At 72.9% G+C, this 25,290-nt stretch carries 16 protein-coding genes; 7 read left to right on the top strand and 9 right to left on the bottom strand.

The genetic code is table 11. The features are described from left to right. Nucleotides 1-220: 220 nt before the first annotated feature. The 3 genes from prfB to AMK26_RS00235 all read right to left on the bottom strand — a co-directional run bounded on the left by prfB (nucleotide 221) and on the right by AMK26_RS00235 (nucleotide 4,384). Complete coding sequence (gene prfB / locus AMK26_RS00245) at nucleotides 221-1,327, bottom strand: peptide chain release factor 2 (protein ID WP_073750540.1); 1,107 nt, start codon at nucleotides 1,325-1,327, stop codon at nucleotides 221-223. Nucleotides 1,328-1,376: 49 nt separating this feature from the next. After that, nucleotides 1,377-2,612: a serine/threonine-protein kinase gene (locus AMK26_RS00240; RefSeq protein WP_073750538.1), complete on the bottom strand. Its 1,236-nt coding sequence runs from the start codon at nucleotides 2,610-2,612 to the stop codon at nucleotides 1,377-1,379. Nucleotides 2,613-2,719: 107 nt separating this feature from the next. Next, nucleotides 2,720-4,384 (bottom strand): serine/threonine-protein kinase, encoded by a 1,665-nt coding sequence (locus tag AMK26_RS00235; RefSeq protein ID WP_073750536.1) that lies wholly within the window; start codon nucleotides 4,382-4,384, stop codon nucleotides 2,720-2,722. Nucleotides 4,385-4,827: 443 nt separating this feature from the next. Here AMK26_RS00235 and AMK26_RS00230 point away from each other — a divergent pair, with 443 nt between their 5' ends. From AMK26_RS00230 to AMK26_RS00210, 5 genes are all read left to right on the top strand, one after another. Then, nucleotides 4,828-8,457 carry an FHA domain-containing protein gene (locus AMK26_RS00230; RefSeq protein WP_073750534.1) on the top strand — a complete coding sequence of 1,210 codons (3,630 nt, stop codon included), beginning with the start codon at nucleotides 4,828-4,830 and terminating at the stop codon, nucleotides 8,455-8,457. A 176-nt stretch (nucleotides 8,458-8,633) separates the two neighbouring features. Beyond that, on the top strand, nucleotides 8,634-9,986 hold the full coding sequence (locus AMK26_RS00225; RefSeq protein ID WP_338015557.1) for an ABC transporter substrate-binding protein: 1,353 nt from the start codon (nucleotides 8,634-8,636) through the stop codon (nucleotides 9,984-9,986). A gap of 4 nt (nucleotides 9,987-9,990) precedes the next feature. Next, on the top strand, nucleotides 9,991-11,349 hold the full coding sequence (locus AMK26_RS00220) for a carbohydrate ABC transporter permease (RefSeq protein ID WP_073750530.1): 1,359 nt from the start codon (nucleotides 9,991-9,993) through the stop codon (nucleotides 11,347-11,349). 109 nt (nucleotides 11,350-11,458) lie between these two features. Next, nucleotides 11,459-12,325 carry a carbohydrate ABC transporter permease gene (locus AMK26_RS00215; protein WP_073750528.1) on the top strand — a complete coding sequence of 289 codons (867 nt, stop codon included), beginning with the start codon at nucleotides 11,459-11,461 and terminating at the stop codon, nucleotides 12,323-12,325. A gap of 79 nt (nucleotides 12,326-12,404) precedes the next feature. Continuing rightward, the gene (locus AMK26_RS00210) at nucleotides 12,405-14,636 is read left to right on the top strand and encodes a bifunctional glycosyltransferase/CDP-glycerol:glycerophosphate glycerophosphotransferase (protein WP_073750526.1); all 2,232 of its coding nucleotides are present in this window, start codon (nucleotides 12,405-12,407) and stop codon (nucleotides 14,634-14,636) included. Nucleotides 14,637-14,653: 17 nt separating this feature from the next. On the opposite strand, the gene AMK26_RS00205 is transcribed toward AMK26_RS00210, so the two are convergent. Continuing rightward, a complete protein-coding gene (locus tag AMK26_RS00205; protein WP_073750524.1) occupies nucleotides 14,654-15,694 on the bottom strand; it encodes an SGNH/GDSL hydrolase family protein in 1,041 nt (346 codons plus the stop codon). A gap of 708 nt (nucleotides 15,695-16,402) precedes the next feature. Here AMK26_RS00205 and AMK26_RS00195 point away from each other — a divergent pair. Together AMK26_RS00195 and AMK26_RS00190 are read left to right on the top strand one after the other, a co-directional pair. Further along, nucleotides 16,403-16,900, top strand: coding sequence for a GNAT family N-acetyltransferase (locus tag AMK26_RS00195; RefSeq protein WP_073750520.1), 498 nt, complete (start codon nucleotides 16,403-16,405; stop codon nucleotides 16,898-16,900). 168 nt (nucleotides 16,901-17,068) lie between these two features. Further along, a complete protein-coding gene (locus AMK26_RS00190) occupies nucleotides 17,069-17,560 on the top strand; it encodes a hypothetical protein (protein WP_073750518.1) in 492 nt (163 codons plus the stop codon). 73 nt (nucleotides 17,561-17,633) lie between these two features. Here the strand turns inward: AMK26_RS00190 and AMK26_RS00185 are convergent, their stop codons facing one another. The 5 genes from AMK26_RS00185 to AMK26_RS00165 are packed head-to-tail and all read right to left on the bottom strand — an operon-like array spanning nucleotide 17,634 to nucleotide 25,171. Then, a complete protein-coding gene (locus AMK26_RS00185; RefSeq protein WP_073750516.1) occupies nucleotides 17,634-19,277 on the bottom strand; it encodes a glycosyltransferase family 2 protein in 1,644 nt (547 codons plus the stop codon). Continuing rightward, nucleotides 19,274-21,493 carry a CDP-glycerol glycerophosphotransferase family protein gene (locus AMK26_RS00180; RefSeq protein ID WP_073750514.1) on the bottom strand — a complete coding sequence of 740 codons (2,220 nt, stop codon included), beginning with the start codon at nucleotides 21,491-21,493 and terminating at the stop codon, nucleotides 19,274-19,276. Before AMK26_RS00180 ends, AMK26_RS00185 begins: the two co-directional genes overlap by 4 nt. A 35-nt stretch (nucleotides 21,494-21,528) precedes the next feature. Continuing rightward, nucleotides 21,529-21,903, bottom strand: a complete 375-nt coding sequence (locus AMK26_RS00175; RefSeq protein ID WP_073750512.1) for a hypothetical protein — start codon at nucleotides 21,901-21,903, stop codon at nucleotides 21,529-21,531. Between the two features lie 10 nt (nucleotides 21,904-21,913). Continuing rightward, entirely contained in the window at nucleotides 21,914-23,461 is a 1,548-nt protein-coding gene (locus tag AMK26_RS00170; RefSeq protein WP_073750510.1) for a bifunctional glycosyltransferase/class I SAM-dependent methyltransferase, read from the bottom strand. A gap of 33 nt (nucleotides 23,462-23,494) precedes the next feature. Beyond that, a complete protein-coding gene (locus AMK26_RS00165) occupies nucleotides 23,495-25,171 on the bottom strand; it encodes a glycosyltransferase 87 family protein (RefSeq protein ID WP_143608410.1) in 1,677 nt (558 codons plus the stop codon). Between the last annotated feature and the right edge of the window lie 119 nt (nucleotides 25,172-25,290).

The raw sequence follows: 25,290 nt of genomic DNA, 5'->3' as shown, positions 1-25,290 counted from the left end.
AAATGATCACAGTTGCCTGGCCTGCAACGATGCAACTGTGACGTAAAAGGCGAACACCCGCCTGTCACAAGCCAGTTTCCTTGTCGACAAAGCGAGCTCAGTGCCAACGGGCCGCTTGCGCCAGCGAATTCCCACCCGTACGCGAGCGGCGCCGGACCGCCCGCTCGACGGGCTGTCCGGCGCCGAAAGGCCCGGTGAATTCGGGGGTTACTTCTGGGTGCTACTTCTCCTGCTGCTTCCGCCAGCGAATGCCCGCTTCGAGGAACCCGTCGATCTCGCCGTCCAGCACCGCCTGCGGGTTGCCGACCTCGAACTCCGTGCGGAGGTCCTTCACCATCTGGTACGGGTGCAGGACGTACGAACGCATCTGGTTGCCCCAGGAATTGCCGCCGTCGCCCTTGAGGGCGTCCATCTTGGCCTGCTCCTCCTGGCGGCGGCGCTCAAGGAGCTTCGCCTGGAGGACGTTCATCGCGCTCGCCTTGTTCTGGATCTGCGACCGCTCGTTCTGGCAGGAGACCACGATGCCGGTCGGGATGTGCGTGATGCGCACCGCCGAGTCGGTGGTGTTGACGCCCTGGCCGCCGGGGCCGGAGGCGCGGTAGACGTCCACGCGCAGCTCGGACTCGTCGATCTCGACGTGGTCGGACGACTCGACGACCGGCAGCACCTCGACGCCCGCGAAGGAGGTCTGGCGGCGGCCCTGGTTGTCGAACGGGGAGATGCGGACCAGGCGGTGCGTGCCCTGCTCGACCGAGAGCGTGCCGTAGGCGTACGGGGCCTTGACGACGAAGGTGGTCGACTTGATGCCGGCCTCCTCCGCGTACGACGTCTCGTAGACCTCCGTCGAGTACCCGTGCCGCTCGGCCCAGCGCAGGTACATGCGCTGGAGGCGCTCGGCGAAGTCGGAGGCGTCGACGCCGCCGGCCTCCGCGCGGATGTTGACCAGCGCCTCACGCTCGTCGTACTCACCGGACAGGAGGGTGCGGACCTCCATCTCCTCGAGCGCCTTGCGAACGGAGACGAGCTCCGCCTCGGCCTCGGCGAGGGTGGCCGCGTCGTCCATCTCCTCGGCGAGCTCGAAGAGGACGGCGAGGTCGTCGATGCGACTGCGCAGCGCCTCGGTCTTGCGCACCTCGGCCTGGAGGTGCGAAAGCTTGCTCGTGATCTTCTGCGCCGCCTCCGGGTCGTCCCACAGGGACGGGGCCGCGGCCTGCTCCTCGAGCACGGCGATGTCTGCCCTCAACTTGTCGAGGTCCAGGACGGCCTCGATCGACCCCATGGTCGAGGAGAGGGACTTCAGCTCTTCGGATACATCGACGACTGCCACGACACCAGCGTAACGGCTGTGTGCGACACCCCGGGCCCCCAGGCAGCGCCTAGGGCTGTGAGGGGGCCGACTGCTTGGAGTCCTGGGGCGGGGCGCCGGGGTCGTCGTCGCTGGTGGCCACGTAGCCGCCGACCCCGGCGGCCGTCACCAGAGCCAGGGCGGCGATACCGAGCGTGAGGCGGCGCCTGCGGACGGTGCCCGACTTGTGGCGGGCGGAGCCGGGGCGGCGCCCGCCGGCGGGGCGGGGGGCGCGGGCGGTGCCATGGGGGCCACCGGAGAGCTCGTCGGGGGCCGGGACGCGCATCGAGGTGTGGGTGTCCCGGTTGGAGTCGGTGGAGGAGCCGGGGACCAGCGGGACGGCGGCCCTGCGCGGGGTGTTCGGGACGGTCGGGTACGGGTCGTCCTCGTACGGCTCCGGGGCGGGCTCGGCGTCCGGCTCGTCCACGTCGAGCGGCGGCATGCCCGCGACGAGCGGCAGCAGGTCGTGCAGGCGGGCGGCGAGCTCGGAGGCGCGCAGCCGGGACGCGGGGGCCTTGGCGAGGCACTGGACGATCAGCTGCCACAGCTCGTCCGGGATGCCGGGGAGCGGGACGACGGTCTCGGTGACGTGGCGGCGCAGTACGGCGCCGGGGTGGCCGCCGCCGAAGGGCGTGAAGCCCGCCAGCAGCTCGTACAGCACCGTCGCCAGGGCGTAGATGTCGACGGCCGCGCGGGGCGGGAGGCCCTCGACGATCTCCGGGGCCACGTAGTCGGGCGTGCCGATGACGCGGGTGGACTTGGTACGGCCCGGGGTGTCGATCAGCTTGGCGACGCCGAAGTCGGTGAGGAGGGCGGAGTGGGCGCCACCGGGACCGAGCGGGCCCTCCATGTCCAGCAGGATGTTCTCCGGCTTGACGTCACGGTGGACGACCCCGGCCGCGTGCGCGGCGGCCAGGCCCTCCGCGACGTCCGCGACGATCGAGACGGCCGCCGCGGGGGCGAGCCGGCGCTCGCGGTCCAGCCGGGTGCGCAGGTCGGTGCCGCGGACCAGGTCCATGACGAGCGCGACGTCGTTGCCGTCGACGACCAGGTCGCGGACGGCCACCACGCGCGCGTGGTCCAGCCCGAGCAGGGCGGTGCGCTCCTGGACGAAGCGCCCGACGAGTTCCTGGTCCGAGGCCAGGTCCTCGCGCAACAGCTTGATGGCGACGGGGCCCTCCGGGCCCTCGCCGAGCCACACCGTTCCGGCACTGCCCCGCCCCAGGATCTGGTGGGCCGTGTACCGGCTGCCGATTTTCCGTGCCAAGACTGCTCCCTCAGCGGCTGGCGTTCCCGACCAAGTTACGCGGGCTCAGGCGCCGGTATTCACCTCCGGGGGGAAATCACCCCTCGGAAGTCGACAAATCGGCAGGGTTACTGACCGGCGGGCGTGTTGCCGGTGCCGCCGGCGCTGTCGCCGATCTCCGAGATCCACTTGGACACCGCCGACACCCCGTCGCCGATGGCCTCCCAGTAGGTCTTGCCCTCGGCGATCCAGCCCTGGAGCGGGGTCAGCTCCCAGATGAGCCAGCCGGCCACGACGAACAGGACGATCGTGAACAGGCAGCCCTTGAGGCAGCCGAGACCCGGGATGCGCATCGGATTGGCGCTGCGCTGCCGGGGCTGCCGCGGCTCGCGCGGCGGGCGCGGGGCCGGCTGCTGGGGCTGCTGCGGCTGGTGGTGCTGCGGCGGATGCGGCTGGTGGTGCTGCGGCGGGTACTGCTGCTGTGGGGGCGGCGGCGGCGCGTACTGCCGGCGCTGCGGGGGCCTCTGCTGTTGCTGGTGCTGCGGGGGGTAGGGCTGCTGGTGCTCCGGCGGCTGCTGGGGCGCCTGGCGCTGTGGGCGGCGGCGCAGCGGGTCCTGGCTCGGGTCGAGGTACTGGACCTGGGTCTGCTCGTTGCGGTCCCGGGCGGCGCGCAGCTGGCTCTGCCACGGGTGCGGGTCCTCCGGCTGCGGCGGACCATCGGCACGCGGGGGTACGGGCGGCATGACCGCGGTCGGGTCGGCGGCGCCCGCGCCGCTGGTGGGCAGCACGCTGGTGGGCGCGGCCGGGTCGTACTGGCCCGCGTTGCTGGGCAGCACCTGGGTCGGGTCGGCCGCGCCCGGGGTCTCCGGGACGGGCGCCGGCGCCGGGTCGGGGGCGAGCAGAGCGCCCACGCCCTCGGCCGCCTCGATCTGGGCGGGCGTGGCGTGCACGCCGATGCCGGCGGCGACGGTACGCAGGCCCCGTGCGAGGTTCTCGGCGCTGGGGCGGCGCTCCGGGGCCTTGCTGAGGCAGCGCTCTATGACGGTCCACAGCGGGCCCGGGACCGTCGAGGGGCGGCGCGGCTCCTCGCTGAGATGGCGGTGCAGGACCTCCAGCGCGGTGCCGCCGGCGAACGGCGGGCGGCCGGTGACGAGCTCGTACAGCAGGATCCCGGCGCCGTAGATGTCCACGGCGGAGGTCTGCGGGCGGCCCTCGGCGGACTCGGGCGCCACATAGGCGGGCGTGCCGACGAACTCGTGCGTACGGGTCAGGCCGGGGCTGTCCGCGAGGCGCGCGATGCCGAAGTCGGTGAGCATCGGGTGCATCTGGCCGTCGCGCTCGGCGAGCAGCACGTTGGCGGGCTTCAGGTCGCGGTGGACGACGCCGTCGGCGTGGCTGGCGGCGAGCGCGTCGGCGATCTGGGCGGTGAGGAGGGCGGCGGCGACCGGGCTGAGCGGGCCGTTCTCCCGGATGTAACGATGCAGGTCCGGGCCGTCGACCAGGTCCATGACCAGGGCGAGGAGATCGCCCTCGACGACGAGGTCGCGGGTGCGGACGATGTTGGGGTGGGTGAGGCGGAGCAGGACGGAGCGTTCCCGGAGGAAACGCATCACCACGTCCGCGTCGTTCGCGAGCTCCTCCTTGAGGACCTTGATCGCGACGGTCTCGCCGGGCTGGCCCGGCACGGCCGCCTCGGCGCCCGCCGTTTCTCGCTGGCGGGCTCGCCAGACGGTGCCCGTGGCGCCGCGTCCGAGCGGCTCCTCGAGCAGGTACTTGCTGCCTACCGGCCGCACGTCATGCGCTCCCTGCGATCGTGGTCCTTGCCTGTCCGGGCCGCCCTCGTGGGCCGCCCGGGTGTCCGCCCCACTGTAGTGCCGGACGGTGGCACACCGGTGGGTCGTCTTCCGCTGATCGTTCGACCCTGCAAGACGCGCTCGAAGGGGACACGGTTGCCAGGGTGACATGACTGCGACCGGCTCACATGATCCCAAGATGTGCGCAAGCAGGGGTTTTCGCGAGCGGGAGCGATCGGACAAGATCATTTCTTTCCGGGGCGCGGGCGGGTTGTCAGTCGCAGGTGGGAGGATGCCTCCAGCACGGCGCATCGCGGGGTCGGGAGCCTCGTGGTCCGTGCCGACCTGACCGGACGACGCGTCCGTGGCGGGTGGGGGGAGAGTGAGACGGGCCATTCCCCTTCCCTGCCGGGCGCGCCGCGCAGAAGGGACCGCTGACGGCGATGCAGATCCGGCTGACCGTCCTCGCGGCGCCGCCCGGCGGCCAGACCGCGGGGCGTGCCTGTGACGTGCTTGTCACCGCCCCGGCCGGGACCGCGCTGGCCGCCGTCGCCTCCGGGCTGGCGGCCGCCGTGTCGGGAACCGACCCCTCCGGGGCCGTCGTGCTGTACGCGGGCGGGGAGCGGCTGGACACCCAGCGCCGGGTGCTCGGCGAGCCGCCCCTGGTGGACGGCGCGGTGCTCTCTCTCCAGGTCCCCGGCGAGGACCACGCGCCCATGGACGGCGTGCCGGCGCGGCTGCACGTGGTGGCCGGGCCGGACGCGGGAGGCGTCCACCTGCTGCACGCCGGCCAGATCCGCATCGGCCGCTCCGCCGACGCCGACGTACCCCTCGACGACCCGGACGTGTCCCGCCTGCACTGCGCGGTGACCGTCACGGAGAGCGGCCGGGTCACGGTCGCGGACCTCGGCTCCACGAACGGCACCACCCTGGACGGCGCCGAGGTCGGCGCCCGCCCCGTCCGCCTGGCGCCGGGCGCGCTGCTGCGACTGGGTGAGTCGTCGCTGCGGCTGGCGGCGGGTCCGCCCACGGCGGACGGCACCCCGCTGCCCACCACCCCGGACGGCGAGGGCCACCTCCGGGTCGCCCGCGCGGCCCGCTCCGGCGGCGTCCCGGTTCCCCGCACCCCGGGCGACGCCGGGCCGTCCGGACCGGAAGCGGGTGGCGCCCCCGGCACGGGCGGGCCCAGCTCTGGTCGGCCCTCGGCGGGCGCCGGCGAGCCGGCCCACCCCGACGGCGGCGCTCGGACGGGCGGCCGGGCCGGGGCCAGTCGGGCGGGCGACCATGCCCGGCACGGTGGCGGTGCGTACGCCGCGTCGGCGGCCGCATCCGGCGCGGAGGGCACCGTCCCGGCGCGCGGCCGGGCAGCCGGCGCCCACTCCGCGGAGGCCGGCCTGGGCGGTGTGCCCCACCAGGGCGGCACCGGCACCCCGCAGCCCACCCCACCCCGCGGCACCCGCACGAACGCCACCCCCGGGGGCGGCACGGCTGGGGGCGGCACGGCCGGAGGCGGCACGCCCGTAGGCGGCACGCCCGTAGGCGGCACGCCCGTAGGCGGCACGGCCGGAGGCGGCACGGCCGGAGGCGGCACGGCCGGGGGCAGCGCCTTCACCGGCAGCGCCCCCGTAGGCGGCACCGCCACAGGCGGCCTCCCCATGGGCGGCGCCCGCGTGTACGACACGCCGACAGGCAGCACCGCCATGGGCGGCTCCCCCACCGGCAGCGCCCCCCTGGGCGGTACCCCAAACAGCGGCTCCCCCGCCGGCGGCGTCCCCACGGGCAACGGCCCCACCGGAGCCCTGCAGGGCTCCCCCTTGGACGGCACCCCCGCCGACGGCGCCCCAACGGGCAACGCCCCGGCCGGTGGGAGCCGCGCGGGCGGGGCCGGGCCCCAGGGCGTCCCCGACGGGGGGCGGGCTGCCGCGCCCGGGCGCAGGCGGGGCATAGGGGCCTGGGCGCGGCGGCTCGCGGGCGGGCGGGGCGAGGGACCGGCCGAGGCGCCGGAGGGGCCCCTTCCGGCGACCTTCGCGGGCGGCGCCGTCCAGGAGACGTGGCCCGATCCGGCCGCCGTCCTGCTCACCGCGCTGGGCCCCGGGCCGCGCCTGTGGGAGCGGGGCCCCGGCCATCCGGAGGCCCTGGCCGTACGGCTCGGGACCACCGACCGGGCCGACCTGGCCGGCGTGCCCGTCACGGTGGGGCTGCGCGAGGCCGGGTCGCTCGGGCTCGCCGGGCCCCGGGCGCGGCTCCTGAGCCTGGCCCGCTCCGTCGTGGCGCAGCTGGCCGCGCTGCACGCGCCCACCGACCTGGAGATCGTGCTGATCAGCAGCGCGAGCCGCGCCCGCGAGTGGAGCTGGCTCGGCTGGCTGCCGCATGTGCGCCCGGCCCACGGCCAGGACTGCCGCCTGCTCCTCGCGTACGACCGGGAACAGGCGGCCGCCCGGACCGGCGAGCTCACCCGGCGGCTGGACGACGGGCCCCTCGGGCCCGGCTGGCCGAGCGCCGACCGCAAGGCCGTCGCCCGGGCCGCCGAGGAGCACGGCGCGGCGTACGGCACGTACACGGTCGTGATCGTCGACGGCGACCCCGGCTCGGCCGCGCTGCGCGAGTCGACCGCGCGGCTCGCCGGGGCGGGCGCGGCGGCGGGTATCCACCTCCTCTGCCTGGCCGAGACCCCGGCCGCCTCGCCGCTGTCCCCGGTCGCGGCGACGTACGAGACGGCGTGCTCCGCGTCCCTCGCGTTCCGGGAGTGCGGTGCCGCCGCGCTGCTGTCCGGCGACGTGGCGACCGCGCTGCGCCTGATGCGTACGGCCGGAGGGCAGCCCGCCGGCCACGGCACCGTCGGCACCGTCGACGCGGTGTCCGCCGCCTGGGCCGAGCGGTTCGCACGGGCACTGGCCCCGCTGCGGGCGGAACACACCGGGGACGCGGGCCCCGGGGGAGCCGCGCCCCGCGCCACCGCCGTACCGCTGCCGCCGTCCTCCCGGCTGCTGGACGAGCTGGGGCTGGCCCGCGCGACACCCGCGTCCCTGATGGCCCGCTGGGCCTCGGCCCCGGACGGCACCGCCGTGCTGGGCACCGGCCCGCGCGGGCCCCTGGCCGTGGACCTCACCACGGAGGGCCCCCACCTGCTGATCGAAGGCCCCGCGGGCAGCGGCCGCACGGAGCTGCTCCGCTCCGTCGCCGCCTCCCTGGCGGCCGCGTCCCGCCCCGACCGGCTGGGCCTGCTGCTCGTCGACGGCGCGGGCGGCGGGCGCGGCGAGGGGCTCGCGCCCTGCACCGAACTGCCGCACGCCACCGAGCACCTGGTGGCCTCCGACCCGGTGCGGATGCGGGAGTTCGCCCAGGCGCTCGGGGCGGAGCTGAAGCGCCGCGCCGAGTTGCTGGGCCGCCAGGAGTTCACCGAGTGGCACACCCAGCGGGAGGTCGCGGACCGCATGGTCGGGCAACGCCCGCCCACCCCCGGTGACCTCGACGCCCCGCCCAGCGGCACGCTCCGGCTGCGCCCCACCGCCCGCACCGGCAACGACGACATCCCGCCGCCTCTGCCGCGCCTGGTGGTCCTGGTCGACGACTACGACGCGCTGGTCGCCCCCGCGCTCGGCAGCCCCGGCCGCCCCGCCGCCGGGTCGGTCGTGCGGGCGCTGGAGGCCGTGGCCCGGGACGGCCACCGCCTGGGCGTGCACCTGGTGGCGACGTCCGCCCGCCCGGACCGCACGGCCGACACGGAGCTGGCCCGCGCGGCGCGGCTGCGCGTGGTGCTGGACACCCCGCCGGCCTCCCCAGGCCCGGACACCCCTGCGCCGGGGCGCGGCCGGCTGGGGCATCCGGACGGCCGGGTGACGCCGTTCCAGGGCGGCCGGGTCACCGGGCGCATCCCCCGCACGGCGACGCAGCGGCCCACGGTGGTGCCGCTGGAGTGGGAGCGGATGGGCGATCCGCCGACCCGACGCCCGGTGCGGGAACTGGGCAACGGCCCGACGGACCTGGCTCTGCTGGCCAGCGCGCTGGACCGGGCGGCCCGCTCGGTCGAGGCGACCCCGCTGCCTCCGCTCGTGGCCACCCACCGCGCCTGACGGCACGTCACGACCCGATCACGATCCCCGACTTGACACGGAAGGCGGTATTGCGGCCCCCGTACGCCGGGCGTAGACCTGACGGACGGGACGCGTACGCGCACGGAAGAGACGGGGCAGTGATGCGCACAACTCTTCGGACACGCAGGACACGCAGGGGTTCGGTACGGGCCGCCATGGCGATGGCAGCCGCCTGTGCTCTCGCCCTCGCCGGCTGCGCCGACGGCGACGGCGGCAAGGGCGACGGCGGCTCCGGGCCGAGCAAGGACACGGACACCGGCGCGGCGAGCGTCGAACTGCCCAAGCTGGACGGCCAGAAGGTCCAGGTCGTGGCGGTGTGGACGGGCCCGGAACAGCAGGCGTTCACCAAGGTCCTCGACGAGTTCGAGAAGCGCACCGGGGCGGAGGTCGCCTACGTACCGACGCAGGACGCGATGCTCAACTACATCGGTACGAAGATCGCGGGCGGTGCCCCGCCGGACGTCGCCATGCTCCAGCAGGTCGGCGCGCTCCACCAGGCCGTGGAGCGGAAATGGGCCAAGCCGGCCGGCGCGGCGGCCAAGGCGCAGCTGGCGAAGAACTACTCCAAGGGCTGGCAGGACCTCGGCGCGGTGAACGGCACCCCGTACGGCGTGTACTTCAAGGCCGCCAACAAGTCGCTGATCTGGTACAACACCGCCGTCTTCGAGAACGCGGGCGTGTCCGAGCCGAAGACGTGGAAGGAGCTGCTGACCACCGCCGACACGATCTCCGCCTCCGGTGTGACGCCCTTCTCGGTCGGAGGCGCGGACGGCTGGACCCTGACGGACTGGTTCGAGAACATCTACCTCTCGCAGGCCGGGCCGGAGAAGTACGACCAGCTCGCCAAGCACGAGATCCCGTGGACCGATCCGTCCGTGAAGCAGGCGCTCACCACCCTCGCCGAGGTGTTCGGCAAGCCGAACCTGATCGCGGGCGGCGCGGCGGGGGCGCTGCAGACGGAGTTCCCGGCGTCCGTGACGCAGACGTTCACCGGCGGTGACGCGCCCAAGGCCGCGATGGTCTTCGAGGGTGACTTCGTCTCGATCAACATCGCCCAGACCGAGGCGAAGATCGGTACGGACGCGAAGGCGTTCCCGTTCCCGGCCGTCGGCCCTGAGGCGCCGGTGGTGACCGGCGGTGACGTGGCGGTGGCGCTGACCGACAAGCCCGCCACCCAGGCGCTGCTGACGTTCCTGGCCTCACCGGACGCCGCGAGCATCTGGGCGGGCGAGGGCGGGTTCATCTCGCCCAACAAGGCGATGGACCCGGCGGCGTACCCGAACGACGTCCAGCGCGACATCGGCAAGGCGCTCATCGCGGCGGGTGACGACTTCCGCTTCGACATGTCGGACCAGATGCCGCAGTCGTTCGGCGGGACACCCGGCAAGGGCGAGTGGAAGGCGCTCCAGGACTTCCTGAAGAACCCGAAGGACATCGCGGGTACGCAGGCGAGGCTGGAGGCCGACGCAGCCAAGGCGTTCAAGGGCCAGTCCCAGGGCCAGAGCTGACGCCATGACCGCACCGGCAGCGGGGGGCGCGGCGGTCACGCCGCCGGCGCCCCCGGGTTCACGCAAGAGCGTCAAGAGCGTCACCGGCACCCGCAAGCTCGTCGCGGCCGGCTTCCTGCTGCCCGCGCTGGTGCTGCTGGGCGCGCTCGTGGTCTACCCGATCGGGTACTCGGTCTACCGCTCCTTCTTCGACCAGGCGGGAAGCGGTTTCGCCGGCCTGGACAACTACGTCGAGATCTTCACCGACGACACGATCCTGACCGCCGTCAAGAACAACGCCGTCTGGGTCGTGGTCGCGCCGACCGTCGCCACCGCCCTCGGCCTGATGTTCGCGGTCCTCACGGAGCGGGTGCGGTGGGGTACGGCGTTCAAGCTGATCGTCTTCATGCCGATGGCGATCTCCATGCTGGCCGCCGGGATCATCTTCCGGCTGGTGTACGAGCAGGACCCGGACCGGGGCGTCGCCAACGCCGTCTGGGTGGGCGTCCACGACACGTTCGCCGAGTCGGCGACCTACCCGAAGGCCCGGCCGCTGCCGGTGCACCCGCTGAAGGCGGCGGGCGGCGGGGCGTTCATCACCGAGGAGCCGGTACGGGCGGGTACGCCCGCCCAGCTGCCGCTGATCGGTGTGGCGGCCCCGGACATGCCGGAGGACGCGAGGCCGGCGAGGGCCCTGGAGCCGGCGAAGGACCAGGTCACGGGCACCGCCTGGCTGGACTTCACCCGGGGCGGCGGCGGCACGGCCAACACCGTCGACGCCAAGGAGCTGGGCCTGAAGGGCCTGAAGGTGGAGGCGGTCAAGGACGGGAAGGTCGTCGCCACGGCGACGGCGGCCGCCGACGGCACCTTCTCCCTGCCCAAGGAGGCGGACGGCGCCTATCTGCGGCTGCCCGAGAGCAACTTCCGCGAGCAGTACAACGGCGTGGACTGGCTCGGCCCGTCCTTCGTCACCCCGGCCATCATCGGCAGTTACGTCTGGATGTGGGCGGGCTTCGCCATGGTGCTGATCGCCGCCGGCCTCGTCGGCCTGCCACGCGAACTCCTCGAAGCGGCCCGGGTGGACGGCGCCAACGAGTGGCAGGTCTTCCGCCGGGTGACCGTCCCGCTCCTCGCGCCCGTCCTCGCGGTCGTCCTGGTCACCCTGATGATCAACGTTCTGAAGATCTTCGACCTGGTGTTCATCATCGCGCCCGGCTCGGTCCAGGACGACGCGAACGTACTGGCGCTCCAGCTCTACCGCTCGTCCTTCGGCACGGACGCGCATCTCGGCGTCGGAAGCGCCATCTCCGTACTCCTCCTCCTGCTGGTGATCCCGGTGATGTTCTTCAACATCCGCCGCATACGGAAGGAGACCCGGCGATGAGCGGGTGCCCCTTCCGCCGGGAGTCCGGCCTCCTTCCCTGCTGGGGGTCCGGGGGTCATCCCCCGGGCAAGCACAGCAACATCCGCCGCATACGGAAGGAGACCCGGCGATGAGCGCCAGCACCCGGCGGAGCCTCGCCGCACGCCTCGCCGCGCGGACCGGCGGCGGGGTCATGCGGGTCTTCCTCGTCCTCGTCGCGCTGTTCTGGCTGATGCCGACGGTCGGGCTGCTGCTGTCCTCGCTGCGCGACCCCGCCGACATGAACGCCAGCGGCTGGTGGACGGTGTTCACCGCGCCCGCCCAGCTCACCACCGCCAACTACGCGAACATCCTCGACAACGACACCATCACCGGCTCCCTCCTCGCCACGGTCCTGATCACCGTCCCGGCGACCGTCCTGGTCGTCGTGATCGGGTCGCTCGCCGGGTACGCCTTCGCGTGGATGGAGTTCCCCGGCCGGGACTGGTGGTTCCTGGTGGTGGTCGGGTTGCTGGTGGTGCCCGTGCAGGTGGCCCTCGTACCCGTATCGAAGCTGTTCGGCGCGGTCGGGATCTTCGAGACGACGCTCGGTGTCGTGCTGTTCCACGTCGCGTTCGGCCTGCCGTTCGCGATCTTCCTGCTGCGGAACTTCTTCGCGGAGATCCCGCGCGAGCTGCTGGAGGCCGCCCGCCTCGACGGGGCGGGCGAGATCCGGCTGTTCACGCGGGTGGTCATGCCGCTCGGCGGCCCGGCCATCGCCTCGCTCGGCATCTTCCAGTTCCTGTGGGTGTGGAACGACATGCTGGTCGCGCTGATCTTCGCCGACTCCGAGTCTCCGCCGATCACGGTCGCCCTCCAGCAGCAGGTGCGGCAGTTCGGCAACAACGTCGACATCCTGGCGCCCGGCGCGTTCGTGTCGATGGTGATACCGCTCGCCGTCTTCTTCGCCTTCCAGCGGCAGTTCGTCTCGGGGGTGATGGCAGGCGCCGTCAAATGAGTGTCAAATGAGTGAAGCGCTCGTCCCCCGTATGCCACGGCGGGCGTAACCCGGTCGGTTCATCCGACGTTCCCGGGCCATGCCCCGGTTCAGCGTCATCGTCCCCGCGTACAAGGTCCAGGCCTATCTGCACGAGTGCCTGGAGTCGGTGCTCACCCAGTCCTTCGAGGATCTGGAGCTGATCGCCGTGGACGACTGCTCGCCCGACGGTTGCGGGGCGGTGATCGACGAGTTCGCCGCCCGTGACCGCCGGGTCGTCGCCGTCCACCTGCCCGAGAACGCCGGCCTGGGGCCCGCCCGCAACGCCGGGCTCGCCCGCGCGAGCGGCGACTACATCGTCTTCCTGGACGGCGACGACACCTTCGTACCGGGCGCCCTGCAGGCCATCGCCGACCGCCTCAAGGAGACCGGTTCGCCCGACCTCCTGGTGTACGACTACGCCCGCGTCTACTGGTCGGGGGAGACGGTACGCCACGAGTTCCGCAGCCACCTCGCCGAGACGGGCCCGGCGCCCTTCCCGCTGACCGAGCGACCGGGGCTGCTGAAGGTCCTGATGGTGGTGTGGAACAAGGCGTACAAGCGGGAGTTTGTCGAACGCGAGGGGTTCACCTTCCCGCCCGGCTTCTACGAGGACACCCCGTGGACGTACCCGGCGCTGATGGCCGCCGGGTCGATCGCGACGCTCGACCGGGTCTGCGTCCACTACCGCCAGCGCCGCACCGGCTCCATCCTGCGCACCACCAGCCTCAGGCACTTCGACCTGTTCGAGCAGTACGAGCGGGTCTTCGCATTCATCGACGCGCGCCCCGAGCTGGCACGCTGGCGGCCGGTGCTGTTCCGGCGCATGGCCGACCACTTCACGTCCGTGTTCACCGCCCGTGGCCGCCTCCCGCGCGGCACCCGCGCCGAGTTCTTCCGCCGCGCCCGCCGCCACTACCGCCGCTTCCGCACCCGGGGCGCCACGCCCAAGTTCACGACGCGGCTGCGCCACACCCTGGTCCGGCTCGGCAGCCACCGCACGTACCGCACGATCATGACCGCCCGCGCGCTCAACAAGCAGGCCGGGCAGTACGCCTCCGCCGGGGCCAGGGCCCTGCGCGGCGCCCTGCTCCAGCTGCACTACCGGATCCAGCTGTGCCTGCCGCTGCGCGCGGACCGCGCGGTGTTCGCCGCCTACTGGAACCGGGGTTACGCGTGCAGTCCGGCCGCCATCGAGGAGCGGGTGCGCGAGCTGGCCCCGCACGTGCGCACCGCCTGGGTATGTACGCCGGAGCATTTCCACACCGTGCCGACCGGGACACGGAGGCTGCGCCCGGGGTCGGCGGCGTACTGGACGGCGCTGGCCCGCTCCAAGTACCTGGTCAACAACGTCAACTTCGACCGCCGGCTGGTCAAGCGGCGCGGCCAGCTGCTGATCCAGACCCAGCACGGCACACCGCTCAAGCACATGGGCCTGGACCTCCAGTACCGGCCGGCCGCCGCGCGGGACATGGATTTCGCGCAGCTCCTGCGCAACATCGACAAATGGGACGCGCTGGTGTCCGCCAACCGCCACTCCAGCCTGGTGTGGGAGCGGGTCTATCCGGCCGCCTACCGCACCCTGGAGTTCGGCTCGCCGCGCAACGACGTCTTCCAGCGGGCCACCGCCGCCGACGTCGCCCTGCTGCGCGAGTCGCTGCGCGTCCCCGACGGCCACACGGCGATCCTGTACGCCCCCACGCACCGCGACTACGTACGTCCCCAGCCGCACCTGCTCGACCTGGAACGGCTGCTGCTCGCCCTCGGCCCCCGGTACGTGATCCTCGCCCGCCCCCACCCCACGCACGGCTCCCCCTTCGCCAGGACGGGCAACCCCCGCATCATCGACGTCTCCGGGCACGGCTGTGTCGAGGAGCTGTGCCTGGCGTCGGACGCGCTGCTGACGGACTACTCGTCGCTGATGTTCGACTACGCGGGCCTGGACCGGCCGATCGTCGTCCACACCGAGGACTGGGCGGCGTACGACGCGGCCCGCGGCACCTATTTCGACCTGCGGGCCTTCCCGCCGGGCGCGGTCGCCCGCACCGAGGACGAGCTGATCGACATCTTCACCACCGGCCACTGGCGCGGCTCACGCTCGGCGCAGCTGCGTGCCGCGTTCCGGGCGCGCTTCTGCCCGTACGACGACGGCTACGCGGCCGAGCGGGTCGTGCGGCACCTGTTCCTGGGCGAGGACCCGGCGGCCCTGCCGCCCGTGATCCCCCTGGAGGACCGCCGCCCGGCCCCCTCGATGGGTGGGTCGGGGGCGGTCCTGTTCCCGGCGCCGCGCTAGGAAGGCGGGCGGCCGGGTCAGCGTTCGAGGAGGGCGATGCGGATGGCTCGTTCGACGTGGGCGGCGGTGTTTTCGTGGCCTTCGGCGTTGGGGTGGACCAGGGTGGCGCGCTTCTTGATGAGGCCGCAGTTCAGCAGCGTGCTGGGGAGCCTCGCGGGCCAGTAGTCCTCGGCGTCGCCGCAGATGCCCTCGACCCACTTGGTGCCTGCGGGCTGGCAGGCGTCGTGGCCCACGCTGGAGGAGTAGACGTCGACGTAGCGGTCATCGAAGAACGACGTGACCCGCTCGATAATTTCGTTCAGCGGCTTGAGGACGTCGTCACGCAGCCAGTCGACGTCGGCGTGGGTGATCGACCCGAGTTCGGTGAGGGCAGGGCGGTTGCAGTCGCTGGCCTCTTCGGGCAGGACAGCCGGGTAGCCGACCGTGATCACCTTGGCGTCGGGCGCCGCGTTGTGCACCCCTCCCAGCATATTGATGTACTCGAACTCGACCCGGCGGAGCTTGTCCTCGAGGCTCTGCTCCCCCTCAGGCGGGTTGGTGTAGTAGTCGCGGCAGGACTTGCCCTTCGCGCCCAGTTCGAGGCACTTCGCGAGCATGCCGCCGAAGGGCAGGCTGTTGCCGCCGACGCCGATGGTGACGATGTCGGTCTGGTCGTTGAGGCCGGCCCTCATGATCTGCGGATCCACCGCGGGCCACTCGGCGGGAGGCTGAACCGGGCTGACCGGCGTCTGCTCCACGTCGGCGATGTTGGCGATGGTGGCGGCGCCGCAGCTGACGTTCGTGAGGTTGACGTACTTGCCCGGTGGGAACTCGGCGAGCTCCCGCTCGACAACGCCGGGGTAGGCGTCGCTGGTGCGGTCGCAGCCGTCCCGCGACGGGTCACCCAGCGCGGGCTGCGGATCGCCGACGAAGCCGCCGGCGGTGTACGAGTCGCCCAACGCGGCCCACTCGTACGGATCGACCGCACCGGCAGGGGCCGAGGGCACGAGCGCGGTCGCGGCCAGCGCGAGCCCAACGGCCAGGGCTCGCGTGCGCAGGCGGGAGACGGGATGTGGCATGAATCCTCCAGGAATGGCCGGCGGCGGAGCTGTCGAGGCGAGGGCCCGCCAGTCGGCGCATGGATGTCGAACACACCCCTGACCCCCCTCACTCTGCGTCGCCATACGGCTACGCCTTGAAGGTAGGTGAGCGCGTACGGTCGGCTGACGGGTATGCCGGGCAAACCACCCGGGCGTATTGCGCGGAGGCGCCGGCCTCTGCGGCGAGTGCGCCGGGTGGCCGACCCCTGACGGCAGACCGCGTTGCTGCACACCCGGGTCGCCCAGGGGCACGCAGTTCGGAACGAAGCGGGCTGGTGTTCCCGCTCTGCACCGAGCAGAGCAGGAATTCGACCGGGAGCCCAGTAAGCCGGAACAGTGGCTCGGGTTCTTCAACGCCGGTGAGTTGTCCGCCACTGTGGCCTTGTGCTTCCTCGACTTGAGTCAAGGGCCGAAGGCCGTGGACGCAGCCCGCCAATCTCTGCGGGTGGTGCAGTCGACCCCCCTGAGGCGTAACCAGTTCGCCGCCCACGTGAGGCTTGGCCGAGCCCTGGCGGCTGCCGGAGATTTGGATGAGGCTGTAGCGGTCGGAGGCGACGCCCTCACGCTTCTGCCCGAGGTCAACAGCCCCCGGATTGGCGCACGCCTCAAGCAGCTGCGCCAAGACCTCGTCAGCCGAGGCGCGGCGGGTGCGGTGGAATTCTCGGAACGATACGAGGCGGTGACTACATGACCGTAGATCTCCTGACGACCAGCTACTACACCCGCGAGCGGCTAGCGGAGGTCCGTGGCACGATCCTGGACGTATACGCCGACGTATACGCCGACGTATACGCGGACGATATCGCTACAAATCGATTCTTCTCCATGGAGCGTTTCGAAGAGCGGCTGGAAGCCCACACGTCCGCCGGCGGCTGGGCCTGTGTCGTGGCCGAAGTCGGCAGTGATGTCGCGGGCTTCACCTATGGATTCACAGCCGAGGATGGGACGACATTCAAGCTGTGCGAAAACATGCTCCGCGAGAGGTGGCGAAAGCGCGGAATCTCCCGCCTGATGCATGACGAGCTGATGAGCCACCGGCAGGAGAAACGCGCGGAGCTGCTGGTGCGCCGGGAGCGCCCGCGTCTTCGCGCGCTGTACGAAAACTGGGGTTACGAGTGCGTCGGCGAGAAGCTCCCCTTCCCTGACTCGCCGCTGTACGACGTGATGGTGCTCCAACTGCGCTAACGGATGAGGGCAGGGCACGCGGTGTCAACGCGCTGGACTTGGCCGGGCTGACGGAGTGTCACTTCAGCTCGGTCAGCTGTACCCGTACACCGTTGGTCACGGGGCGTCCCGGGCGGCGAGTGAGGCACGCTCTATCATCCGCGACCTGTGTCGAACTGAGGGAGAGACGTGACCACCATCGCCGTGACCGGGCACATGGACCTGTCCGAGAGCAGCATTCCGCTGGTGCGTGACGCGCTGCGCGAGCATCTCAAGCCCTATGCCAGGTACGAACTGACCGGGATCTCTTGCATCGCGAAGGGTTCCGACTCGCTGTTCGCCGAGGCTGTGCTTGAGGTCGGCGGCCGTCTCGTCGTAGTGATCCCCTCGCTGGATTACCGGCAGAAGAAGGTCAAACCGGATCACGCTGAGACATTCGACCGTCTTGTGGCGGCCGCAGCTGAGGTCATCGTCCTCCCGCATGAGGCCGCGAATCGCCAAGCTTACGAGGCGGCGAACCGTACGTTGCTTCAGCGGGCGGACCGTCTGGTCGCGGTGTGGGACGGTAAGCCACCCTCCGGTAAGGGCGGGGGCACTGCGGACACCGTCGAGGAGGCACGTGAGGCGGCCATGCCGGTGGACGTGGTGTGGCCCGAGGGTGCCGAGCGCCAACGCGCTTAGCGACGTCCCACCTGGGCCGGGCCAGCGCAAAGCGGGCTCCAGCGGCGGCGCCCTGCCACCAGGACGCCCCGCCCTACCGGCGTACGAGCGCCTTCGCGGCCCGTCGCATCGGGCCCTTCTGCACCACCGGTCCCAGCAGCCGGCCCACCACTCCCCCCGGCTGCCAGCGCAGTTGCAGACGTCCCGCGTCCCGGCCCTCCGGTTCGACCGTGACGCGGTGGCGGCCCGGCCCGGCGACCTCGAAGGGCGGGAAGTGCAGGGGGGCGAGCAGCACGCCGGTGTTGCCCGTGCGCCCGTCGGTGACCTCCAGCACTGGGTGCCGCACCCCCCGGAAACCGTGCGCGGGCAGCGACGCGGCGGCCACGTCGAGACGTACGGTGCCCTCGAAGACGCCCCGCCCCGCCGGGTCCATCCGCAGCGGCACGGTCAGCCGCCGCCCGGCGGGTGAGACGTGCAGGCGCGCCGGCAGCGGGGCGAGCGGAAGGCGCCGCCCCGGGTCGTAGGTGCGCAGGCCCAGCTCCACGGCGCCGTCCTCGCCGCGCCCCACCCGGGTGATCTCGTGCCGGAACCGGGCGGAGCCGAACGGGCATCCCGCCAGGTCCAGTTCCGTCAGGTCCAGGTCGTCCCGCCCCGCCTCCGTCCGGGGCAGCGCGCTCCCCCAGTACGTACGTCCGTCCCCGTCCGTGACCGTCTCGCGCGGGCCGACACCCCGCCCCAGCCCCCGCGCGGCCAGCCGGGCCTCCTCGTACCGCCCCTCGCGCAGCAGCCCCACCACGACCCGCTCCTCCCGCCGCATCCGCCGGAAGGCGGCGGCGGACAGTTCCGCCAGGTACGGGAGGACCTCCGCCGCGAACTCCTCGACCCACGCGACCTCCCGGTAGGGCAGGTCACCGGCGTACAGCCGCAGGTCGTGGGAGAGGAACTTGTGGTCCTTCTCCTCCCGTACGGCGTCCGACACCCCATGCCCCGCCAGGAACTCGTCGATCAGCCGGGCGATGGCGACCCGGTCGCGGACGTTGGAGATCAGGTGGCGCCGGTTGGAGATGGTCGCCGCCCCCGACGGGGCGTACGGGGCGATGTACCACCGGTAGACCGGCTCGGTGATGACGGTGAAGGCGCGGGCGAGGGTGTAGGCCTGCGCGGAGAAGAGCTGGTCCTCGTAGTGCACGCCCTCGGGGAAGCGCAGGGCGTGCCGGTCCAGGAACTCCTTGCGGTACATCTTGTTGGTCGACAGCGGCTCGAACAGCAGCCGGGGCTCGTCCTCGATGCCGCGCACCGTGCGCCGCCGGGCGAACAGGTGGGCCATCCAGGCCGACACGTCACCCGTGTCCGTGCGTACCCGCTCCACCGCGCCCATCGTGAAGTCGACGTCCGACTCGGCGTGCGCGGCGAGCAGCAGTTCGCAGGCGCGGGGCGGCAGTTCGTCGTCGCTGTCGAGGAACATCAGGTAGGGCGCGCGGGCGGTCTGCAGGGCCCGGTTGCGGGGCGCGCCGCAACCGCCGCTGTTGCGCTCCAGCCGCAGTACCCGGATGCGGTCGTCCTGGGCGGCCAGTTCGGCCGCGACCTGCGGGGTGGCGTCCGTCGAGTGGTCGTCGCTGATGACGATCTCGATGTCGCGGTGGGTCTGGGCGCGTACGGAGGCGATGGCGCGCGGCAGCCGTTCGGCGTCGTTGTGGACGATGACGGTGACCGTCACGTCGGGGAAGGGCGTCGTCATCGGCGCGTGGCCTCCTCGGGCGTGGGGGCGGGGGTGCGCCGCTCCAGCGGCAGGACGGGCGGCAGGCTCTCCTCGCCCTCGCCGAGGAAGACACGGCGTACGACCCGCTCGGCGGCGCGCCCGTCGTCGTACTCGCAGAAGCGCAGCCGGAAGTCGTGGCGCTGCTTGGCCGCCGCCTCGTCGCACCAGGTGCCGTCGCGGAGGATGCCGGTGAGCTCGTCCTGGGTGCGGGTGACGTGGCCGGGCGGTTCGGCGGTGATGTCGAAGTAGACGCCACGGGTGGCGGTGTAGGTCTCCCAGTCGTCGGTGTGCAGGACGATGGGGCGGTCGAGGTTGGCGTAGTCGAACATGATCGACGAGTAGTCGGTGATGAGCGCGTCGGCGGCCAGGGCGAGTTCCTCGACGGGGTCGTATCCGGTGACGTCCAGGACGCGGTCGTGGCGGACGGGGCCGGGCAGCCGGTTGTGGAAGTAGTGGCCGCGTACGAGCAGGACGGTGTCGTCGCCGAGGTCGTCGGCGAGCCGGGGCAGGTCGAGGCGGGGCCGCCAGCGCGCCTCGTAGTCCCGGTGGGTGGGGGCGTACAGCAGGGCGCGGCGGCCGGGCTCGATGCCGAGCTTGGCGCGGGCGGTGCGGACGTCGGCGGCGGTGGCGCGGTAGTGGATGTCGTTGCGGGGATAGCCGTAGTCGAGGGTCCGGTAGCCGGCCGGGTAGGCGCGCTGCCAGGTCTCGGTGGAGTGGCTGTTGGCGGACAGGCTGTAGTCCCAGCGGTCGACGCGCTCCAGCAGGGCCTCGAGGTTGAGGCCCTGCGCGGCGGCCGGGTAGTCGCGCTGGTCGACGCCCATCCGCTTGAGCGGGGTGCCGTGGTGGGTCTGGACGTGGACGGTGCCGGGGCGTTTGACGACGCCGTTGGGGAAGTTGACGTTGTTGACCAGGTACTTGGCGCGGGCCAGCACGTCCCAGTAGCGGGGCGTGCCGGGGATGACGTGGTCGGTGCCGGGCGGCAGCAGCGGGACGCGGTCGGGGGCGGCGATCCACACCTGGTGGATGTCGGGGGCCAGCTCGGCGAGTTCGGCGGCGATCGCGGCGGGGTTGCAGTGGACGCCGCGCCCCCAGTACGCCGAGAAGACGGCGAGGTCCTGGTCGACGCTCCGGCGCAGTGCGCGGCGGTAGCGGTGGCGGGTACGGGCGGCCGTGACCTGCTCGGCGCGGGTGGCGGCGGCGGCCTGGGCGGCGCGCCGCTTGTCGTTGGCGATGCGCAGCAGCCGGTAGCCGAGGTGGGCGCCCCGGCCGAGGAGGGCGTGGCGTACGCCGTCGAGGCCGCCGGGCCGCCGGTGGCCCTCGGGGCGGAAGCGGGCGGTGTGGCGGGCGGCGCACCGGAAGTACTCGGTGAGCAGGGCGGGCGGCAGCTCGTCGCGCCGGGCGAGCGTGGCCAGGTAGTCGCCGACCATCCGGTCGTAGAGCCGGGCGCGCAGGGCGGTGGGCGCGGCGGCGGCCTGGGCGAGCTGGTGGAGGCGTTCGTACTGGCCGAAGGCGGCGAAGTGCTGCTCGGGGCCGGCGGCGCGGCGCTGGGTGGGGCGGTCCTTGTGGCGGACCAGGCCGACGGCGGTGGTGGCGGTGACGCGCCGGGCGAGGAGGAGGACGGCGTACGAGAGGTACAGCTCGTCGTGCCCCTCGGTGCCGATCAGCTCGGGGTGGTCGGCGAGGAGCCGGGCGCTGATGAGGCGGTTGCCGAGGAGGGGCGCGACGTCGAGGAGGGCGGGGCGGTCGGCGAGGGTGACGGTGGCACCGGCTTCGGCCAGGAGGTCGGTGGCGCCGCTGGGTACGGCGTCGTCCCACCAGTGGGCGTGGTGGTGGTCGAAGAGCAGGACGTCCGGTGCTTCACGCAGGGCGTCGAGGCGGGCGGTGAGGGCGGTGGCCGCGCCGTCGGGCAGCCGGTCGGTGGCGGGGTGCAGGAACTGGAGGTACGCGCCGCTCGCGGCGTCGGCGGCGGCCGCACGGGCGGTGGTGGCGGGGGCGCCCGGGGCGACGGGGACGACGGTGACGCGGGGGTCGCTCACCTCGTGGAGCGCGGCGAGCGCCCGTTGGGGGCCGTCGGTGTCGGGGACGGTGACGACGATGTCGAGGTCGGGCGCCGTCTGGGCGGTGACGCTGTCCAGGCAGGTGCGCAGCCGGCTGTGCGGGGCGTGGCCGGACACGATGACGCTGAGTGTGGGCATGGGGCGTTCGGTCCTTCCGAAGCTTCCGAGGTGGGTCAGTTCCGTTGGCCGAGGAAGACCGTCACCAGGCCGATCACCACCAGCAGCGAGCCGGCCCAGGTCCACACCGAGGTCCGCTCGTGCAGCAGCGTGGAGCCGGCCAGCACGATCAGCAGATAGCCGAGGGCGTTGAAGGGGTACGCGATGGACAGCGGAACCCGCGCGAGAGTGGACATCCAGGCGACGGCGGACACCGCGAAGACGGTCAGGCCGAGCACCACCCAGGGGGTGGTCGCGGCGCGTACGGCCAGGGAGCCGCCGGCCTTCTCGGCGACAGTGGCGGCGGTCTGCATGCCGTGCTTGAGCATGATCTGGCCGGCCGCCGAGGAGAACACCGCGAACAGCAGCAGCACGAAGCTGGGCAGGGTCAACGTCCGCCTCTCACACGCCGAGGCGGTGGGTGGGGGCGTCCACGGGGACGAACTGACGGTTGAGGATGTCCTGGACATCGATGTGCTCCCCAGCGATGATCGTCCGCGCCGCATGCGGGGTGAGCAGTGCGACGTACTGGTAGCCGAAGAGGGTGGGCCGCAGCCGGGTCAGCACCCGCGACACCCCGCCGAGCGCCCGGGAGGCCGGTCCGCCGCCGAGGACGGACCAGAAGGGCGCGCCGGTGGCGGTGATGGACAGGACGTCGTACCCGGCGGCGCGTACGGTGCGGCGGAGACTGGCGCGGCTGAAGAAGCGCAGATGCGTCTCGTCGAGGATGCCGCGCCGGTCGTAGTCGAAGATGCCGAGGGCGACGCGCAGCCGTGAGTACCAGTGGCCGAAGTTCGGTACGGACAGCAGCACGTGCCCGTCGGGACGGAGGACGCCGCGCAGCTCGGCGAGGAGGCGTTCGGGGCGGGAGAGGTGCTCGATGACGTCGCCGGCGACGACGTAGTCGTACCCGTCGCCGATGCCGTCGGGCAGCCCGTCCTCCAGGTCGGCGAGGAAGAACCCGCCGGAGCACTTCCCGCCCACGCCCTCGACCTCCACGCAGTCGATGCCGGTGACCGTGTGCCCGAGGGCCTCCAGGCGCTCGGCGAACGCGCCGCCGGAGCAGCCGACGTCGAGGACCCGGCCGGGTGGCAGGCCGCGCATCCGGTCGAGGATGACGGCGTGCGAGGAGCCGTCGCCCTCCTTGAAGGCGTACTCGACGGGCTTGGGGATCCACCCGCACGTCCCGAACCCCTTTTTCGCCAGCCGGTATTCGAGGACGTCCTTGACGACGTCCTTGGCGTAGCGCATGCCGTTGACGTAGCAGATCTCGTCGCCGTAGTACGTCGGGATGGGGATCTCGCGGATGCGCATCCCGGCGTCGGCCAGCTGCACGATGATCTGGGTGTCGAAGTCGAAGGCGTCGGTGTTGCGCTCGATGGGCAGACGGCGCAGGGCGTCGACCTTGTACGCGCGGTAGCCGGAGTGGAACTCGGTCAGCTCCGACCCGAGGAGCTTGTTCTCCAGCCGGGTCAGGACGCGGTTGCCGAGCCACTTGTAGAGCGGCATGCCGCCACGTAGGGCGTCCCTGGGCCGCATCATCCGGGACCCGAACACGGCTTCGCACTCGCCGCGTTCGAGGGGCTCGACCATCCGGGGCAGCAGCTCGGGGGCGTACTGCCCGTCGCCGTGCAGCAGCACGACGATGTCCAGCCCCCGCTCGGCGGCGAGCGCGTACCCGGCCTTCTGGTTGCCGCCGTACCCGAGGTTCTTGGTGTGCCGCATGACGACGGTCGGCGGCATCCCGTCGAGCTGGGACCAGCGGCAGCCGGCGGTGAAGGTCGCGTCATGACTGGCGTCGTCGAGGATCAGGATCTCGGCGATCCTCGGCCGGAAGTCGGCGGGGATCCGGTCGAGGGTCTTCTCCAGCGTCGCCTCCGCGTTGTACGCCACCACCAGGATCCCGATCCTGGGGTTACTGCTTCGGCTGCTGCTCTGGCCTTCCGTCACGGGCTTCTCCACTCTCGCGGGGGTTCGGGCGGGTCAGTCGGCGGGGGACGCGCCACCGCCACCCGCGCCGCCCCGCACGGGCACGCCCGGGGCGTCGGTGCCTTGCGGGGCAGTGGCGGGAGCGGCGGTGCCCTGCGGGGCAGTCGCGGGAGCGGCGGCGGGGCGCGCGGCGGTGGTCGCGGAAGCTGCGGTGGTCTCAGGCGTGGCCCCGCCCTGCGTGGCGGGCGCCCCGGGCGCCGGGCCGCCCGGCGGCAGGGCGGCCGCGCCGACGGCCTCTGCCGGGGCGGGCGGCGCCGTACCCGGGGCGCCGCCCGTGGGGAGCCCCGGGACGGCGGCGCCGTCAGGAGCCCCCGCAGCGGGGGCGGCCGTCGCCCGCCCGGCATCCGCGCCGGCCCGCGCCAAAGGCACCTCTGAGGGTGCCGCACCGGCCAGGGCCGGGGCGTGCCGCGCCGGTGGTGGCGCCGTCGGCGGGGCGTGCCGCGCCGCCCGTACCGCCCCCGCCAGGGGGTGCCGCGCCGGTGGTGGCGCCGTCGACGGGGTGGGGCGGGGCCCCGCCTTCAGGGCCGTGCGGAGGGCGGAGGCGACGCACAGGGCCAGCACCGCCCAGCCCAGGGCGCCGAAGGCCATCTCCGTGTCCGTCCAGTGGACCGGGCGTTGCCCGGAGTAGACCGAGGCGGCGACGGCGCCGACGACGATCCCGTACGCCACGCCCTGCCACAGGCCCAGGACGAACAGCCCGGCCGCCGGCCACGCCAGGTACTGCACGCCCGACGCCGTGCTCAGCAACAGCAGCAGGCCGAGCGTGGTGGCGACGGCGAGCGGCGCGTCGGCCGGGCGCCGCCAGGCCAGCCAGACGCCCACGGCCATGATCGCGGCGACGATCAGGAAGTGCCCGTCGCCGCGCAGCAGCTGGACGTACGGCTCGGGCACGTCCGCCCAGCGGGCGAAGCGGACGATGCCCCAGAAGCTGAAGTTGCCGCCCGCGTACTCCAGGACGTTCGCCTTCAGCCCGCCCGGTACGGTCGCGACGACCGGCCCCCACACGGTGAGGAACAGCGCCGCGAACCCGGCCGTGAAACGCACGAGGACGGGGCGGCCCCCGGTCCGCCACGCGGTGGCGAAGAGCAGCGGCACGGCGACGACCGGGATCAGCTTCACGCTGATGCACAGCGCCGCCGCCAGCCCGGCCGCCAGCGGCCTGCCCCGGTCGACGAGCAGGTACGCGGCGGCGAACGCGAACATCACGGCGACCGAGTCGGTGTTGCCGTGGTAGCCGGAGGTGGCCACGAGCACCGGGCACAGCGCCGCGCCCACCGCGCACCACACCGCCGTCCGCAGCCGCGCCGCCCGCCGCCGCACGATCGCGAACACCAGCAGCACGGTGACGAAGTCGGCGAGACACGCCGGGAAGCGGATCAGGGGCCGCCACGGCACGCCCTGCTGCGCCAGCCACTCCAGCCCCAGCAGCATCCAGCTCGCCAGCGGCGGGTGGTTGTAGACCGGCAACCACGGCATCTGCTCGGCGTAGACGCGTACCGGGTCCGTCCGGGCGATGGCCCGTGCGAAACCCCAGAAGAACCGCACGTCGGCGGGGCCGCGCGTGTTCGCCGCGAGCGCCATTTTCGACACCAGCGCGAGCGTCGCGAAGGCGATGACGACGATCCGGGCTTTCCGTACATCCCAGGACAGGGACGACATTCGGACGTTCATGGTTGTCGAACGTAGCAATACCGACCACACCACGCGAAGCACCGATTAACACACTTACGTGGCAGCGCAGTTCACCGCATGGGTGTTATGTGGGTGTTATAGCGCCGGAACGGTTTCAC

The organism is Streptomyces sp. CB03234 (assembly GCF_001905885.1).
Lineage (GTDB): Bacteria > Actinomycetota > Actinomycetes > Streptomycetales > Streptomycetaceae > Streptomyces.
The sequence above is the reverse complement of the archived record's forward strand: the minus strand, read 5'-3'. Positions and strand labels throughout refer to the sequence as shown.

Coding starts and splice junctions, on each gene's coding strand:
- AMK26_RS00185 (WP_073750516.1), bottom strand. CDS start 19,277: ATGACGACGCCCTTCCCCGACGTGACGGTCACCGTCATCGTCCACAAC.
- AMK26_RS00205 (WP_073750524.1), bottom strand. CDS start 15,694: ATGCCACATCCCGTCTCCCGCCTGCGCACGCGAGCCCTGGCCGTTGGG.
- AMK26_RS00230 (WP_073750534.1), top strand. CDS start 4,828: ATGCAGATCCGGCTGACCGTCCTCGCGGCGCCGCCCGGCGGCCAGACC.
- AMK26_RS00180 (WP_073750514.1), bottom strand. CDS start 21,493: ATGCCCACACTCAGCGTCATCGTGTCCGGCCACGCCCCGCACAGCCGG.
- AMK26_RS00165 (WP_143608410.1), bottom strand. CDS start 25,171: ATGAACGTCCGAATGTCGTCCCTGTCCTGGGATGTACGGAAAGCCCGG.
- AMK26_RS00220 (WP_073750530.1), top strand. CDS start 9,991: ATGACCGCACCGGCAGCGGGGGGCGCGGCGGTCACGCCGCCGGCGCCC.
- AMK26_RS00210 (WP_073750526.1), top strand. CDS start 12,405: ATGCCCCGGTTCAGCGTCATCGTCCCCGCGTACAAGGTCCAGGCCTAT.
- AMK26_RS00195 (WP_073750520.1), top strand. CDS start 16,403: ATGACCGTAGATCTCCTGACGACCAGCTACTACACCCGCGAGCGGCTA.
- AMK26_RS00225 (WP_338015557.1), top strand. CDS start 8,634: ATGGCGATGGCAGCCGCCTGTGCTCTCGCCCTCGCCGGCTGCGCCGAC.
- AMK26_RS00215 (WP_073750528.1), top strand. CDS start 11,459: ATGAGCGCCAGCACCCGGCGGAGCCTCGCCGCACGCCTCGCCGCGCGG.